This window comes from Dietzia sp. NPDC055343 (assembly GCF_053645265.1).
In genome coordinates, this window is record NZ_JBSHMJ010000002.1 from 1 (window position 1) to 15,749 (window position 15,749).

A 15,749-nucleotide genomic window follows, 5' to 3' on the forward strand; every position below is an offset into this window, starting at 1 on the left:
GCGATGGTGACCCTGGGCGTGTGTTCGGGGTCGGTGACGACCTCGGTCACAGAGCTGAGCCGGAGGAGCTCGGGCAAAGACCGGGACGGGGGCAGCATCACCGCCACCGCGCCCAGACGCGACAGCGCGGCGACGGTGACCAGCGCCGAGGGGCGCGTCTCCATGAGTACGCCGACGTGGTCGCCCTGGCGCACCCCGACCGCAATGAGTCCCCTGACCACGTTCGTGATCCGCGAGTCGACGGCGGAATAGGTATGGACCCGGTCGGAGAAGAGGAAGCACGCGTCATCCGGCTGGGTCCGGGCGCGCTCGGCGATGATCTTGGCGAAGGAGATCCTGGTGCCGGTCTGGATCTGCCCCAACCGGAGGAGGCGCGGTGCGGCGTGCAGTGCCTCGTACCCGAGGGCCCGCGTGGTCTGGAGCGCGCCCACCGCGAGGTGGCCCGCTCCGCGTACCGCGCCGATCCCGAGACCGGCGACCCGCATCGCCCCGTCGGCCGCAAGCATCACTGTCTTGGTGGGGGACGAGCCGTCGTCGGAGCCCGGTTCGACCTCGGTTATGCCGTCGGGGCGCTCTCCGATGTTCTCGATCCACCCGATCCAGTCGGCGACGGCGGGCCACGTCAGCGAGGCGGCGACCGAGCCCACGACGAGCCCGAAGTGCCCGGCACGGATCGGGAACTCGAAGACCTCGGCTGCGGGCGCGACGGACGCGATCTTGCGGACGCCGCCCGGGACACCGATCTCGTCGACCTCGCCGAGCACAGCCAGGACGGGGCATGTGATGTCGGCCAGGGAGACGACGTGATCACCGACGACGAAGCCGCCGACCATCATTCGGTTCTGGATGACCACCTGCTGCATCATGTCGACGATCGCCGGGCCGGACCAGGCGACGAACCCTTCGCCGGCGAGGAAGCGGCGCTGCCTCTCGTGCCCGAGGAGCGCCTCGCGGTCGTGGAGTTGCCGCAGGAAGCTCACCTGTGAACGGGCGGTCTTTACTGGGTCGAGCAGGCGAAACCCCGTCGAGGCCAGCCACCCGGGCAGCGAGCGGTCGCTGAAGACGTAGTCGGCGACGACGTGAGCGATGCTGACGACCACATCCTCGGGAACGCCGAGCGGGGCGTTGCCGCGCCAGTCGACCGGGGAGCCGAACGTCACGATGCTCTCGAGGTCGCGCGAGCGGCGGTATGCCGCTGCCTGGTAGCAGAACATCCCGCCCTGGCTGTACCCGCCGAGATGCACCGAGCGGCCGGTGGCGGCGCCCACCAGATCGATGACCTCGCTCACCGCGACCACGTGGTCGGTGAGGGTGCGTTCGAGGCCACCCGCCTCCAGATCCGGCGACCCGAAGTCGATCACCCACGGGTCCATGCCTGCACGGTGCAGGGCGGCCACTGCGCTTGTCGAGGGGGACACGTCCCAGACGTCAGCGGAGATCATCATCGGCGGCACGAGCACGATCGGCGGTCGCGGCGCTGTGTCCTCGTCGATGCCCGCGGCGTCGTCGTCGTCGTCGTTTCCACGGCCGAGGCTCCCGGTGCCGACGTCACCGATACCGGCGGCCCCCGCTGACGTCGCGTAATACCGGCGCAGCCGGAACATCGGACGCCGCGCGACGATCTCGAACGGGGACGGCTCTTCGTCCGTCTGGAGGCCGCCGAAGCGCAGGACTTCGACCGCGTTGACGACGAACGACGTAGCGGTCTTGAGCGCGGCCGAGACGGGGTCGAGGGTGGTTGGCATGGTGGCTTCGAGAGTAGAGGTTGCGTCGGGGGAATTGCGGCGCCCACCGGCATCACTCGCCGACCAGAAGCCCACAGGGATCAATGGATGACGATCGGCGGACAGCTGCCAGCCGTGCGCTGGAGCTATCCGCCGAAAGTTGGTTGTTCACACCGCGCGAGCGGCTGATCAGTACCAGTGCTTACGGCCACCGATCGTCCGTCCGGCCGCGCCGAGCGCGAACAGGACCAGCCCGATGACGAGAAGCACGATGCCGATCGTCCACAAGATCGAGATCTTGAAGATGAAGCCGAGAATCAACAGAATTACACCCAGGGTGATCATTCGTATGTCCTTTCACCGAACCAGTTGATAAGGGATAGTGCACAGAACTGGACCACGCGTTTAGTAGGTTTCCCTTTGCTCACGTGGAACTGCGTCGAAACCGTACCTGCGGCTCAGGTGGTGCGCATCCGGTCGCGACGGTTCAGGTTCGGACGCCCGGGCGGCCGATCGCGGACTGGAACCTGTTCTTGACACGTGTCGACTGCGGCGTAATCTCCTTGAGGTGACTACCATCACCAGCTTCCCTCGTCTCATGTCGCCCGGCCGGATCGGCCCCATGTCGACGCTCAACCGCATCGTGCTGCCAGCCATGGACATGAACGTGTCCGAGGACGGCGAGATCGAGCAGCGGGAGATCGACCACTACGTCGCGCGTGCGAAGGGTGGGGCCGGCCTGATCATCACCGGCGCGTGTGCGATCGCGTTCCCGGTAGGCGCGGCGTCGCTCAAGGAGCCGGGGCTGTCGGATGACAAGTACATCCCGGGTCTCAAGGCGCTCGCCGACGCCGTGCACGCGGCCGGGTCGAAGCTGTGCGTGCAGTCGACCCACCACGGCAAGGTCGCGCGGGTGGACGTGGCCAACGACCGTCCCGTGATCGCGCCGAGCATGCCGGACTACGACTATGACTACTCCGCGCTCGCCGACAGCACGCCCGAGGAGCTGGGCAAGATGGGCGCGGCGACCGGTGGCAAGAAGACGGTCTACAAGGAGATGACCCACGAGGACATCGCCTGGCTCATCGACACCTGGGCCGACGCCGCCGACCGCATCGCCCGCGCAGGGGCCGACGCGATCGAGATCCACGTCGCGCACGGCTACATCCTGGGCGTGTTCCTCAACCGGCGAGACAACCAGCGCACCGACGAATACGGGGGAGCGCTGGTCAACCGGGCGCGGTTGGCGTGCGAGGTCATCGAGGCCGTCAAGAAGCGCGTGGGGGACACGCTCGCGGTGATCGTGCGCGTGGCCGGGCAGGAATACGGCCAGGAGGGCGGGCTCGAGCTGGACGAGGCGATCCTGGCCTCGCAGCTGTTCGAGCAGGCCGGCGCTGACGCGATCCACGTGACCGGTTGGGGCCGCAACCCGTTCGACAACTTCACCGACGGCCCCCTGCCCGACACCGTCGGCGCCTACCTGGACAACGCCGCGGCCATCAAGAAGGCCGTGTCGGTGCCGGTGATCGGCGTGGGACGGATGGTGCCGGAGGTGGCGGAGAAGGGGATCGACGACGACAACATCGACTTCGCCGCCATGGGTCGGCAGTTACTCGCCGATCCGGAGTTGCCCAACAAGCTCAAGGCCGGGACGCCCGAGCTGGTGCGCCCGTGCATCAACTGCTACCTCTGCGTGGCCGAGAACTTCTTCGACGACACCCCGTTCTGTGCCGTCAACCCGCCGCTCGGCAACGAGGGGCTGCTGCCGCTGACACCCGCGCCCCAGCGTGAGCATGTCGTGGTGGTGGGCGCCGGACCCGCCGGACTCGAGTCCGCCGTGGTGCTGACCGAACGTGGGCACCGCGTGACCGTGCTGGACAAGGCGGACCGGCTGGGCGGCACCATGTGGTTCTCCACGCTCACCACCCCGGCCAACGAGCCGCTGATCAGCTTCTACCAGGCCAAGATCGACCAGCTGGGCATCGACGTCCGGCTGAACACCGAGGCCACGGTCGAGACCGTGCGTGCGCTCGGCGCCGATCGCGTGATCGTGGCGACCGGCGCGGTGCGGCCGGCCCCGCAGATCCCGGGCGGCAAGCTGCCGCACGTGCACACCGGCGATTCGCTGCGTGCCACGATGCTGGGTACCGCTACCGCAGAGGAGGCCGGGACCTTCCTGCGGCTCGCCGGGAAGCTCGGCCGGCTGTCCGGCATCACCAAGCGGCCGTCGTGGATCCGGCGCCTGACCAAGATCGCGCTGCCGATGGGCAAGAACGTCGTGGTGATCGGCGGCTCGCTGGTCGGACTGGAGCTCGCGGAGTTCCTCGGTGAGCGAGGCCGGATCGTCACACTGCTGCACGACTCACAGCAGCTGGGCCTGCCGCTGGCGATGCCCCGCCGGTGGACCGCGGTGCGTCACGCCAAGCACTACGGTGTGGCCATCAAGCGCAACGTGAAAGTCACCCGCATCACCGAGTCGAGCGTGGAGTGGACCGACGCCAAGGGCAACGCTAAGTCCGCGCCCGCCGACATGGTCATTTACGCCGACGGCACCACCGCCGCGGCACCGCTGGCCGATTCCCTCCGCGACGCCGGGATCGGCGTCGAGGTGATCGGCGACGCCGGCAACGTGGGCTACATCCACGGCGCCATCCATTCGGCGTGGAAGGTCGCGACGGTGGGCTGACTTTAAAATTGCGGGCATAGGCCGCCCGGGTTTGCCGGGTGGCCTATGCCCATTTGATTACGTGTTCGATCGTCCCGAGGCCACTAGATCTCGCAACGGCAGCAACCCTGTTGATGACTCAAGGGCCCAGAAATTCAATCCGGTCATATTGGTCACATCGAGTGAATGGGCCGCCTCGTCCAGTGAATCAAACTGGTGGGTGCCGTCAATCACCAAGACGCCGTCAGCATCGATCACAGCATCGACTTCCCAGCTGGGGTCAATGGGATCGAGAAGATCCCCCGGCTGGAGTAAGCCGCGTTCGACCAGCTCAGCCAAGCTCGGCTCTCCAAGTGGTTCTGGAAGATTCTGACCTACCTCGGTAGGCGGCGAAGTTGTCAGGCCGGACAGCTGCTCATAGGCGTCTCTGGTCACTTGCGCCATCAGAGTACGCCGAGAATTGAGAAAGTCGTCATAACTCATGTGCTCCCACTTATCGGGGAGGGCGTGCCAGTACATCTGTTTAGATAGCCATTCGGGTGAGCTGGAGCGCTTCTCTACCAACTGTGGCCAATACGTGGCAGGAGGTTGGTTGGAGATTGCGATATTTGTGCTCCAATCGGTCGGTGCGAAGTTGGCGGCCTGATTGATGCGCTTGATATCGGTAATCCCGAGGACTTTCTCTTGGTATGCGCGGGGAAACAGATGGTGGCCCTCCGTACCTTTCGCCGCTGGCTGATAGGGGTCCATCCAGTCCACTACGCGTGCGTCGAGCATGAACATCTTGGCATCAAGGATGTTAAGCGCCGCGAGATAACACTGGTAGTACGGCGACAGTGCAGGACCGGACGTCATGAGGTTCTGAGGCATGTTGTATTCCCAGAAGTCGGGCGTGAGCTGGGAATGGATTATAGAGTCGAGCAGCTCGATGAAGCCCGAGGCGTCGCCTGCGTTGACGGTAGCGATGCGGTCCAGGTCTTTCTGAATCTGAGACTCGGACGAGCCGGTATAGCGGGCCGTCAATTGCGCCATGAACAGCCAGCGCGCCACCAAGGTTCGAAGAGCGGCGAGTTCAACTCCGTACTCATTGCGGCCCAGCAGGAAGATCACATAGGAATAGACGATGTTCATGTTGGACGTGAGATTGGCTGATGAGCGGAAGCCCGCCGTACGAATTGATCGGATGTACTCGGTCCAGCTCACCTCATTGGTGACGACAGGAAGGGCGGCTCGAAGCTTGTCGAGCTCAACTTCTTGACGTTGCGAATCGACCTGCCCAGTGCTCTTATCCTTCGCCTGCAGTGCCGCGTAGGCGTCCTGAAGGCGTCCTCGGCCCTGGCCAACCGCCACCATCGCGCGTACCACATGACCGGTCTCGACGGCGATGTAAGGATTCAATGCTGTCCACGCGACAGGGGCGCCAGCGATTTCCGAAGCGCGCTGAGGGGAAATTCGTGAGTTTCTTGCGAACTCTTCGATTTTCTCCCGGCCCTCATGCCAGAAAACGCTAAGCCAAGTCAGGATGTAGTCGTAAGACTTGAGTCGTACGCCTTCTGAGTTGATTCGGACGAATACGTCGGCAACTAGCTTCTTCTCTACGTCCTTTTGGATATGGACTACATCAAACTGGTAGTTCTTGAGCTCGATGAGCCGTGAGAAGACAAGCTCAACCCGTTCCTCTTCTTCCTCGCCAAGGGTGTGTCCGGCCGCCTCAAGACGTTTTATGAAGGTTTTGCGTGCCGAGATGGGGGAGGAAAAGCAGGTTGCGATGTCTTCTACCCAATGGACCGACTTGGCAAGAGCGGGCGTGCGGACTTCGAACTTCTCGCTGAACGGATTGAAAGAGATAGTGATAGTGCGGTGGCGATACGCCTCGTCGCGAACAGGCTGCCCTTGAATCGCAGCAAACAAACTGGTCAGCCGCTGTTGCCCATCAATTATTTGGTGGCTGGCACCCAGCTGTCCTTCGGAGTTGATTGCCCGCGTCTCGCCATCGGCAGCCACGTCCCAGAACATTAGCGCACCGACTGGGTATCCCCGGTACATCGAATCGAATAGATCTCGGACCTTTGTTGTAGGCCACACGAAGGGACGCTGAAGATCGGGCAGCTGAATTTGTCCGGTACTCACGCCGTTGACGAGCTGATCCACCTGCCACGAAACGGTTTTGAATATTGCGGCCATGTGGCGGCACCTCCTGATATCGGTATTCTGTCAAAGTGGCTAGTGTCCGCAGCGCTCCGGCAGATCTCTGGGGCGGCGGGAAAGTGGTGATCGTTCGAGTTTTCGAGTAGGTCAGGTCCGTTGAGTTCTTAGGTCGCTAGCATTTCAGCAGGGGCTAGAGAGGCAATGCCAAATTTGAAGTGGGCAGGATTTTATAGCACGGTGCTGATGCTACCGACTCGTTCGTTTGAAACGCGCCTGAGCCGCGGTTCTTAGTATGGTCTCTACGGAGTCAGCACCACGAGGCGCTGCGTCGCCCGGGTCATCGCGACGTAGCGATCCACCGCGCCGGTGACCCCCGAGCCGAGGGATTCAGGATCGACCAGCACCACCAGGTCGAACTCAAGGCCCTTTGCGCCCGCGGGGCTCAACGAGCGGACGCGATCCGAGGCGGGAAAGTCGGGCAGGGCGAGCCCGGGAGCGCTGATCACGCAGGCGACTCCCTCCGAGTGCTCGGCGAGCCAGTCTGCGATGACGACCGAGAGGTCGTCGATCCGCCCGTACTCGACCGGCCTCTCGCTGCTGCGCACCGACTCGGGAACATTAGCGTCGGGCCGCACGGATCGGATAACGGGCGCGGCCGCGTCCATGACCTCCGACGGCGTCCGGTAGTTGATGCTGAGCCCCACCTGCGAGACGTGCTCCGGGGACAGACCGACCCGCTCGAGTCGCTCAGCCCACGACTCGCCGAAGTCCCGGCGAGACTGCGCACGGTCACCGACCACCGTCAGGCTCGCGGACGGACACCGGCGCAGAAGCATCAGCCACTGCGCATCAGTGAGCTCCTGGGCCTCGTCCACGATGATGTGACCGAAAGTCCCTGCTAGACGAGGATCGTCGGCCCCGAGGCCATCATCCGTCGACGGGTCCAACAGAGCCTCCTGCAGGTCCGCGTGACGGAGCATGGGAGCGACGCCCTCGGGATCGTCGTCCGCGGCGATCACCTCGTCGATGACCATCCGGCGCCTCTCGAGCTCGGCGGCGCGCTCAGCCTTCCGGCGCCGAGAAACCCTGGCACGTTCGGGATCCCCCAGCCGGTGCCGGGCCGAGTCCAGCAGGGGCAGGTCCGCGCTGGTCCATGCCTGCGAGTCAGTGCGCTGCAGGAGCCGGATCTGCTCGGTGCTGAGCCACGGCGCGCACAGTCGCAGGTAGGCGGGCACCGTCCACAGGTCGCCCACCAGATCCTCGGGCCGCAGCATCGGCCACGCCCGGTACAGCGCACGGTGCAGCTCGGGATCGGACAGCAGCTCGGCCCTGAGGTGATCGACGGGGACGTCGGCGCCCGCCTTCTCGAGCAAGACCTCCACCAGCGTCTCGTGGATCTGCGTGTGCGCCTCGTTGTGGGGCGTGCCGTCCTCGACGGATCCGAACGCCTCGGCCCAGTCGGCCCGCGTGAGCCGCAGGTCCACCCACTCGGACTGCACCAGCATCGACTCCTCGGGCGGCTGCTCGTAGAACCGAACGGCTGCCTCGATCGCCTCGACCATCTCCACCGTCGACTTGAGACGGGCCACCTCCGAGTCCGTCTCGTCGGCGAGATCAGCGAGGCCGCCGCGCCCGACGCCGCCGAGCCCGGCCACGGCGAGGTCGGCCACCGTCGCGATCTGCACGCTGTGCTCGCCGAGTGCCGGAAGCACGTCGGCCACGTAGTCGAGGTACGGCCGGTGCGGACCGACCAGCAGCAGGTTGCCGCGACTGAGCCCGGACCGCGACTGCTCGTGCAGCAGGTACGCCGCGCGGTGCAGCGCCACGACCGTCTTGCCCGTGCCGGGCCCGCCGTCCACCACGAGCGCACCCCGTGCGCTGGCCCGGATGATCGCATCCTGATCCGACCGGATCGTGGAGAGCACGTCGCGCATCCGGCCCGTGCGCGCCCCGGCCAGGCTCGCCACGAACGCGGATTGATCGTCGAGGCTCGTGTGGGTGGCCACCTCGTCGTCGCCAATGACCTCGTCCCAAAAATCCACGATGCGCCCGCCCGACCAGCGGTACCGACGTCGAGACGTCACGCCGAGCGGATCCGCGAGCGTCGCGGCGAAGAACGGCTCCGCGGCCGGGGTGCGCCAATCCACCAGAAGGGGAGTGCCGGCGGCGTCGAGCAGGCCGATGCGGCCCACGTACACGCGCTCGCCGCCGGCGGTCGCGAAGTGCCCGATGCACACGTCCAACCCGAAGCGGCGCAGCGTGCTGAGCTCGGCGACCAGGCGGCGGATGTCGGCGTCGCGATCGATGGTCTGCGCGCCGCGCCCGGCCGGGTCGCGACGACGCCTGTCCAAGCGCGCGGAGAGCGCGGAGACCTTGTCAGCGAGTGCGTGGGAGATCGCGGCGAAGTGACGATCGTCGGCGCCGATCAGCGTCGGATCGGTCTTGTGCGCGAGGTGGTCCGGAAGGGCGAAGGCGGAGGCGTTCTGGCAGGGCATCGCGCTAGTGTGCGCCCCCACCCCGGCCTTGCCGCAAGCCCCCCTACCAGCTATAACTTGAAGGTGGAAGCAAGTTTTTGGCCGCGATTTACGAGGATGCCGACATCTGCTGTGTACACGCGTGCCTGAGCGCATCATGACGGCCATCACCTGGAGCGAGGGCGGAACGCAGCGCCGCGCGGGCTGGCGTCCGGAGAACGGCGCCAAGCCGCCGCGGGACATCGTGGTGATCGACGACGACATCGCCGCGGACAGCGCCCTCCGGATGGCGCGGGCAGGCACCGGGCTGCTCTGGAGAGGCGACTTCCACAATGCCCGGCAACTGATGCGTGCCCTCGATCGGCGGCTGGAGAAGCAGGCCTCCCGTAAGGCGTCGAAGTCGTCGAAAACACCGAAGTCGTCTCGTGGCGTCGAGACCGGCGACCTCTTCCACGCGAATCGGCTGGCGCGATCCCAGCGGGCGGCCGTCCTGGGGAAGATCCTCATCGAACTCGAGCCCGACTACGCGATCGGGTTGCGTCGAGCGCCCGACGTGCGAGAGGCCTGCGTGCACGCATACGGGACGCCGGCCAGCGAAGGCCCGGGGGAGTCGACGCTCGTCTCGCTATCGGAGCTCCTCGGGGTGATCAGCGCATTCGAGTGGCACCGCACGGGCATCGAGGTGGCCGCCCTGGGTGAGCGCATCTACCCCGCCTACGGCGTCTTTGCCCCCACCCGTGACGAGTACATAGACCTGGTCGTCGACGCTGCGTGGCCAGCGGGCGTCGACCGGCCGCTGGTCTTTGACCTCGGCACGGGGACGGGAGTGCTCGCGGTCCTGCTGGCCCGGCGCGGAGCCAGGGAAGTCGTGGCGACAGATATCAACCCGCGCGCGGTGCGGTGCGCGATCGACAACGCGGACCGTCTCGGAGTCGCGGATCGGGTGCGGGCGGAGGAGGCGGATCTCTGGCCCGCCGCCCCGGAGCGTGCCGACGTCGTGGTGTGCAATCCGCCCTGGATCCCGGGCCGCCCGACTTCGGCGCTGGAGCAGGGCATCTACGACCCGAAGTCCGACGTGCTGCACCGCTATCTCGGTGAGCTGGCCCGGCATCTGACGCCGAACGGCGAGGGGTGGCTGATCCTGTCTGACCTCGCCGAGCTACTGGGGCTGCGGACCCGGGAGGAGTTCCTCCAGCGCATCGCGGACGCGGGGCTGATTGTCGTCGGCATGCATGAGACGACCCCGCGACATCCGCGCGCGACCGACGAGGCCGATCCGCTCCATGTCGCCCGGGCGCGCGAGCGGACCATGCTGTGGCGGCTTCGGGCGAGGAGCACCTGAGTCAGCAGGGCCCGTGACACGTCACCGCTGCAGCGACTGCACCCGCACCGTCACCTCGGCGTCGGTCTGGTCTGCCTGAGCGGCCAGCACCCGGCGCAACTCGAGCTGGATGTCCCGCACCGCCTCGCGCACCGGCCGCGACCGGTCGAGGCACACCTCCACCAGGGCGGTGCCCTCGGCGGTGTCGATGTGCAGCCCGAAGTGAGCGGTCCGGGCACTGCTACGGCGGACGCGGGCGTCGATCGTGCGCAGTGCCGTGCCGAGCCCCGGCTCGATCGCGTGCACGCCCGGGACGGACGTCACCACGGCGAGCAGGTCGGCGGCTGTCGGAGTGGCAGGGGAAGCCTCGGCGGTCTTCTGTGGCTCAGTCATGGAGATCCTCGATGTGCACATCAACGATGAGGCCGCCCAGGTCGAGCTCCCGGACGCACTCGGAGACGACGGACGCACGGACATCGTCGGCCAGTGCCCGCAGGTCCCGGCTCGCGGCGGACAACGACACCCGGCACAGCACCCGCTCGGGCAGTCCGCGGGCGCCCCACTCGGGAGTATCGGCGAAGTCCACGGCGGTGCGCAGGCTCATCGCGCCCGGAACGGCGTCCACTGCGTCGCGGATCAGCGTCCGTAGAGCCTGCTCGCTGAGCGAGTACGGGCCCGCCTCGGTGGGCGGCATCTCGACGCGGGCGCCGTGCCGGGCATCGGCGTGCACCACCTCGGACAGCGCCGCCCGCACGCGGGAGGACACCTGCACGGAGTCGTCGCCCCGCGCCTCGGCCTCGTCCCAGTCGCGGTGCAACGCCTGAATCCGGTCGAGGTACTCGCGGGTGGCTTCGGACTCGTCGGGCACACCGGCCGCGGGGGAGTCACGCATGGTGTTCACCGCCATTCCTTCATTCGGTCGATCACGTGCGTGCGGGCCCGGGAGATCCGCCCGCGCGCCGTGGACTCGGTGACGTCCAGCGCGTGCGCCACCTCCCGGTAGGACATTCCGTCGATCTCTCGAAGCGTCCAACACGAGCGCAGATCGGGTTCCATCGTGGCGAGCACCCGCGCGAGCGCCTGCAGTTGCAGGTTGACCTCCGAGCGCCGGGCGGGATCGGCGGCCGGAGCGCTGTCCGGGTGCCACTGGAGGTTGTCGGGGGAGTGCGCGTCGGTCGCCCGGCGGGCGTTCCGGCGGGCGATGTCGGTGGCGCGGCGGGAGCAGATCTGGGAGAGCCAGGCCCGCACCGCGTCCGGATCGGAGAGCAGGTGCAGCCGCTCCCACGCCGCGATCAGGGTCTCCTGCACCACGTCCTCGCTGTCCTGCCGATCCCCGAGCACCAGGTAGGCGATCCGGAACAGCCGGCCCTGGTGTCGGTCGATCAACCGGTCGAAGGCAGCGGCGTCGCCGTCCTGGGCACGCAGCACCAGGACCCGGTCGGTGGGGCCGCCCGGCTCGGGGTTCATTCCTTCTCGCCGCCCACGGCCACCCGATCGGTGCGGGCGGAGTTCTTGGCGGCACGCAGGCTCACCAGCACGTCCACCGATCGGGGCTCGACCCCGAGCGAGAGACGCAGGTCTTCGAAGAGCCGGCGGCGGACCTGCTCGAGGGTCCAGGCGATCTCCGCGGACTCGGCCACGGTCACCTCCGCCACCACTCCGGCTCTGGTGGCCGAGCCGGTGGCCCGTACCGAGGCGCTGTCCACGCCCTGCACGTCCTCGACGCGCTCGACCAGCGCTCGTTCGAGAACCTGCGGCTCGAGCGTCGCGAGCACGGTGCCCTCGGGGTCATGCAGTCGCAGCACGGCTCGCGCGGGGGCGGTCGGGATCTGGGTGATGAGCAGCGCGAGCCCGGCGAGAACCGCAACCACGCTCACCGCGATGCCGACCGGCAACGCCCAGCCCGCATCCTCGAGCAGGGAGGCAGGGGTCGACGCCCCGTCGGGGACGAGTGGGTCGAGTGTCCCGCCGGCGGGCACCAGGTCGAAGGCGGCGGCCGCGAGCCACGCCGCAGCCACCAGGGCGAGCACGCCCAGCACGAGCAGGACGACACGGTTACGAGGTCCGGATTGACTGCGCATGTGACTCTCCTTCCTCAGCGATCGGTTTCTCAGCGGCGACGTGCACGGACTCGGGTGGCCGTGGGCTCGCCGGGGCGAAGCTCCCCGAGGGCCCGGTCCACCACGGTGGTGGCCGCCGAGACGACCGGAGCGGGATCGTCGACCACGGTCACCACGTCCACGTCGATCCGCCGACGTCGCGGTGTGATGCGCACGCTGTGCACGCCGTCGACGTTCTCGGCCGCCGACTGCAGATGTCGGGCCAGGTCCCGGCGGCTCAGCGCCGTATCGCCGGGCAGGTCGTCACCCAGGACCAGCAGTCGCGACACCCGGCCGGGCCAGGCGGCCAGCAGCACCAGTGCCAGGCCGAGCACGGCCAGCGCCCCCGCGGCGGCCTGCGCCGCGATGGACTCCAGCGTGGTCCAGGCCAGTGCGTCGACCTGGTTCGCGGCGGCCACCGGCCACTGGCCCTCCACCACGTAGGTGCCCAGCAGCCACAGGCCGAGCCCGCCGAACACCAGCAGGATCACCCCGGCGATGCCGGTAGGGATGGCCCGGGCGGGCCGGCGCACCAGCCCGATCCCTGCCTGACGTGCGCTCACAGCAGCGCTCCTCTCGTGTTCCCGGCGGGATTGAGCCAGGAGATCTCCAGATCGAGCCGGCCCACCTGCAGCCCGGTGAGCATCTCGACGCGTTCCCGCACCCGGGCTCGCAGACCTGCGCAGGTGGCGGCCAGGTCGACCGGGAACGCGACACCCACGTCGAGGCGCAGCACCGCGACCGCGCCGTAGAGATCGCATTCGGCGGAGGGGCGGGAGGCGAAGTCGCGGCGGGCGCGTACGCCCAGGACCCCACCGGCGGCGCCCCCGATCCGCGGGTGCTCGGAGGCCACCTGCTCGGCTATCCGGGCCACCACCGCCGCGGGAACGGTGGTGACACCGCGCTCCTCGACAGGTGTAGAACTGATGGGTGTCGAAGCGGCGGCGCTCGACGGTGCCGACACCGTATCGGTTGGGGAACCGCTCATCGCCGGTCGCCCCACCGGTCGGTGACGCCCTTGATCTCGAGCCGTCCGTCCATGGCGAGCCCTACGGCCAGCCCGATCGCGCCGAACAGCAGCACGACCAGGAACTGGCCGATCGACCCGAACGCCGCCACGGCGCCCAGGAACAGGCCCACCAGCAGGGTGAGATGCGTGATCTTCATGACTCTCCTCGCTCGCCTCGTCGGCGCAGGCCGATCAGTTCAGCTCGGGGTTCCGGGACGTGGTGCCGGAGCGGGAGGCGTTGTCGTCGTCGTCCTCGGGAAGGTGCACGTCCACCACGTTGACGTTGACCTCCACCACCTCGAGCCCCGCGGTGCCCTCGACCTGCTCGATCACGTTGCGGCGGATCGCGTTGCCCACCTCCACGATCGATACGCCGTACTCCACCACCACGGTCACGTCGATCGCGGCCTGCGTCTCACCCTTGGACACGCTGATCCCGCCGGTGACGTTGGTCTGCGCGTTGGGGATGCGGTCGGCCACCGCCGAGAAGGCACGCCGCGCGGCGTTGCCCATGTCGTAGACGCCGGGCACCTCGCGGGCGGCCATGCCGGCGATCTTGGCCACCACGGCGTCGTCCAGGGTGGTGACGCCGCGGGTGGTCTGCAGCGGACCGCGGGGCACGAACTCCTCCGTGGTGTCCTCGGCCTTGTCGGTCTCGGCCACCTCGGTGCGCGCCTTCTCACGACCGGTCTGCGGGACTGCATTCGACATGGTTTCCTCCTGGGCCCGGGCCGACGACGCGCCGGCCTGTGATGAACACGTACACCACTAAGACGTCGCGAGTCCCCGGTTCGTCACACCCGATCCCGAACATTTTTCGCTTGTGTCGCTAAGTACCCGCTTTTCGCGTGAAAGGCCTGCGTATCTGCGTATAGTGCGCGCATGAGTCGGGGGAGCAGAGCAGTCGGGGGCCGGTCGATCATCACCAGGATCACGGCGGTGCTCGCAGCGGTGGCCCTCGTCGCCGTGCTACCGCAGGTGCCGCGCGCGGGCGCCGAGGCGTCAGGCGCGGGGCCGGGCGCGCCCGCGGCGGGGGGCTTCCACTGGGGCGTGGCCACCTCCGGCTTCCAGGTCGAGGGTTCCAACCCCGACTCCAACTGGAAACGCTACGTCGACGCCACCTCGCCCGGGGGCGAGGTGGATCCGGTGGGTGACGCGGTGGACTTCTGGAACCGATACCCCGAGGACATCGCGCGCGCTGCCGCGATGGGCGTCAACACGTTCCGGATGAGTGTGGAGTGGGCGCGAATAGAACCGGCGCCGGGGGAGTACGACGACGAGGCGCTCGCCCACTACGACCGGATCATCGACTCCATCCGCGACCACGGCATGATCCCGATGATCACCATGGTCCACTTCACCTATCCCGGCTGGCTGGCCGACAGGGGCGGCATGCTCTCCGGCGACGCCGTGGAGGCCTTCGGGCGGTTCTCGGAGCTCATCACCGAGCGGTGGGCCGGCGACGGGACGATGTGGGTGACGCTCAACGAGCCCCTCGTATTTTTCAAGCACGAGATGACGATCGGCCGGGTCGGCTTCCAAGATTTCTCGAGCTTCCTCGATCAGATCGAGGCCGCGCACCGGCTGGGCTATGCTGCCGCCCACCGTGCCGACCCCGACGCGATGGTGACCATGAACGAGGCGTACCTGCCGCTGGCGACCGACTTCACCGACACCCTCATCGGCGACCGCGTGGCCGACGTCGTGGACTACGTGGGCATCGACTACTACTACGGCGTCGCCCTCAACAACCTCACGACGATCAACGCGGCCTGGGACGACTTCGCCGCCGTGCGTCCGCAGCCCGAGGTGATCTACGAGGCCATCAAGCACTACGCGCAGTCGTACCCGGGCAAGCCGATCTACATCGTGGAGAACGGGTTCCCCACCGACAACGGCGCCCGGGCCGACGGCGTGGACCGCGGCGACTTCCTGCGCGACACCGCGTTCTGGCTCCAGCGGGCCGTGGCCGACGGCTACCCGGTGATCGGCTACAACCAGTGGTCACTCGTGGACAACTACGAGTGGGGCAGCTACTCGCCGCGCTTCGGGCTCTACCAGGTGGACGTGCTCACCGACCCCGCACTCGAGCGCACGCCCACCTCCGGGGTGGACGCCTACCGCGAGATCATCGCGGGCGGGGGAGTCGGACCCGACTACCGTCCCGTCCTGCCGGGCGGCTGGTGCTCGCTCTCCGTGATCCCCGACTCCTGCCTGAACCCGGTCCTGGTAGACGGCCCGCGGGCCACGCTCGGAGGCTGACGATCCCTGAAGTGGCGTAACACACACCTGCGGTGACGACGATAAGG

The 15,749-nt window shown here is 67.6% G+C and carries 15 protein-coding genes; 3 read left to right on the forward strand and 12 right to left on the reverse strand.

What is annotated here, in order from left to right:
• On the reverse strand, window positions 1–1,745 hold a 1,745-nt coding region (locus ACWIE7_RS01005; protein WP_454068384.1), incomplete at its 3' end, for an AMP-binding protein.
• Window positions 1,746–1,913: 168 nt separating this feature from the next.
• Window positions 1,914–2,069, reverse strand: a complete 156-nt coding sequence (locus ACWIE7_RS01010) for a DUF6131 family protein (RefSeq protein WP_230931535.1) — start codon at window positions 2,067–2,069, stop codon at window positions 1,914–1,916.
• A 253-nt stretch (window positions 2,070–2,322) separates the two neighbouring features.
• Here ACWIE7_RS01010 and ACWIE7_RS01015 point away from each other — a divergent pair, with 253 nt between their 5' ends.
• On the forward strand, window positions 2,323–4,410 hold the full coding sequence (locus ACWIE7_RS01015) for an FAD-dependent oxidoreductase (RefSeq protein WP_454068463.1): 2,088 nt from the start codon (window positions 2,323–2,325) through the stop codon (window positions 4,408–4,410).
• A gap of 57 nt (window positions 4,411–4,467) precedes the next feature.
• Here the strand turns inward: ACWIE7_RS01015 and ACWIE7_RS01020 are convergent, their stop codons facing one another.
• Window positions 4,468–6,573, reverse strand: coding sequence for a GmrSD restriction endonuclease domain-containing protein (locus tag ACWIE7_RS01020; protein ID WP_454068385.1), 2,106 nt, complete (start codon window positions 6,571–6,573; stop codon window positions 4,468–4,470).
• A 263-nt stretch (window positions 6,574–6,836) separates the two neighbouring features.
• Window positions 6,837–9,032, reverse strand: a complete 2,196-nt coding sequence (gene helR / locus ACWIE7_RS01025) for an RNA polymerase recycling motor ATPase HelR (protein ID WP_454068386.1) — start codon at window positions 9,030–9,032, stop codon at window positions 6,837–6,839.
• Window positions 9,033–9,153: 121 nt separating this feature from the next.
• Here helR and ACWIE7_RS01030 point away from each other — a divergent pair, with 121 nt between their 5' ends.
• A complete protein-coding gene (locus tag ACWIE7_RS01030) occupies window positions 9,154–10,353 on the forward strand; it encodes a methyltransferase (protein WP_454068387.1) in 1,200 nt (399 codons plus the stop codon).
• A gap of 21 nt (window positions 10,354–10,374) precedes the next feature.
• Here the strand turns inward: ACWIE7_RS01030 and ACWIE7_RS01035 are convergent, their stop codons facing one another.
• Genes ACWIE7_RS01035 through ACWIE7_RS01070 form a run of 8 tightly spaced genes read right to left on the reverse strand, consistent with a single transcriptional unit; the run spans window position 10,375 to window position 14,151 of the window.
• Window positions 10,375–10,725 carry a transcriptional regulator gene (locus tag ACWIE7_RS01035; RefSeq protein WP_454068388.1) on the reverse strand — a complete coding sequence of 117 codons (351 nt, stop codon included), beginning with the start codon at window positions 10,723–10,725 and terminating at the stop codon, window positions 10,375–10,377.
• The gene (locus ACWIE7_RS01040) at window positions 10,718–11,239 is read right to left on the reverse strand and encodes a hypothetical protein (protein WP_452100253.1); all 522 of its coding nucleotides are present in this window, start codon (window positions 11,237–11,239) and stop codon (window positions 10,718–10,720) included. The genes ACWIE7_RS01035 and ACWIE7_RS01040 overlap by 8 nt, the downstream gene beginning before the upstream one ends.
• Window positions 11,230–11,799, reverse strand: coding sequence for an RNA polymerase sigma factor (locus tag ACWIE7_RS01045; RefSeq protein ID WP_230931526.1), 570 nt, complete (start codon window positions 11,797–11,799; stop codon window positions 11,230–11,232). Before ACWIE7_RS01045 ends, ACWIE7_RS01040 begins: the two co-directional genes overlap by 10 nt.
• The gene (locus ACWIE7_RS01050; protein ID WP_454068389.1) at window positions 11,796–12,413 is read right to left on the reverse strand and encodes a hypothetical protein; all 618 of its coding nucleotides are present in this window, start codon (window positions 12,411–12,413) and stop codon (window positions 11,796–11,798) included. The genes ACWIE7_RS01045 and ACWIE7_RS01050 overlap by 4 nt, the downstream gene beginning before the upstream one ends.
• A 29-nt stretch (window positions 12,414–12,442) precedes the next feature.
• Window positions 12,443–12,994, reverse strand: coding sequence for a DUF6286 domain-containing protein (locus ACWIE7_RS01055; RefSeq protein WP_454068390.1), 552 nt, complete (start codon window positions 12,992–12,994; stop codon window positions 12,443–12,445).
• The gene (locus tag ACWIE7_RS01060; RefSeq protein WP_454058132.1) at window positions 12,991–13,419 is read right to left on the reverse strand and encodes an Asp23/Gls24 family envelope stress response protein; all 429 of its coding nucleotides are present in this window, start codon (window positions 13,417–13,419) and stop codon (window positions 12,991–12,993) included. Before ACWIE7_RS01060 ends, ACWIE7_RS01055 begins: the two co-directional genes overlap by 4 nt.
• A complete protein-coding gene (locus ACWIE7_RS01065) occupies window positions 13,416–13,598 on the reverse strand; it encodes a hypothetical protein (RefSeq protein WP_230931522.1) in 183 nt (60 codons plus the stop codon). The genes ACWIE7_RS01060 and ACWIE7_RS01065 overlap by 4 nt, the downstream gene beginning before the upstream one ends.
• A 34-nt stretch (window positions 13,599–13,632) precedes the next feature.
• Complete coding sequence (locus ACWIE7_RS01070) at window positions 13,633–14,151, reverse strand: Asp23/Gls24 family envelope stress response protein (protein WP_230931521.1); 519 nt, start codon at window positions 14,149–14,151, stop codon at window positions 13,633–13,635.
• A gap of 171 nt (window positions 14,152–14,322) precedes the next feature.
• Here ACWIE7_RS01070 and ACWIE7_RS01075 point away from each other — a divergent pair, with 171 nt between their 5' ends.
• On the forward strand, window positions 14,323–15,702 hold the full coding sequence (locus tag ACWIE7_RS01075) for a family 1 glycosylhydrolase (protein WP_454068391.1): 1,380 nt from the start codon (window positions 14,323–14,325) through the stop codon (window positions 15,700–15,702).
• Window positions 15,703–15,749: the final 47 nt, after the last annotated feature.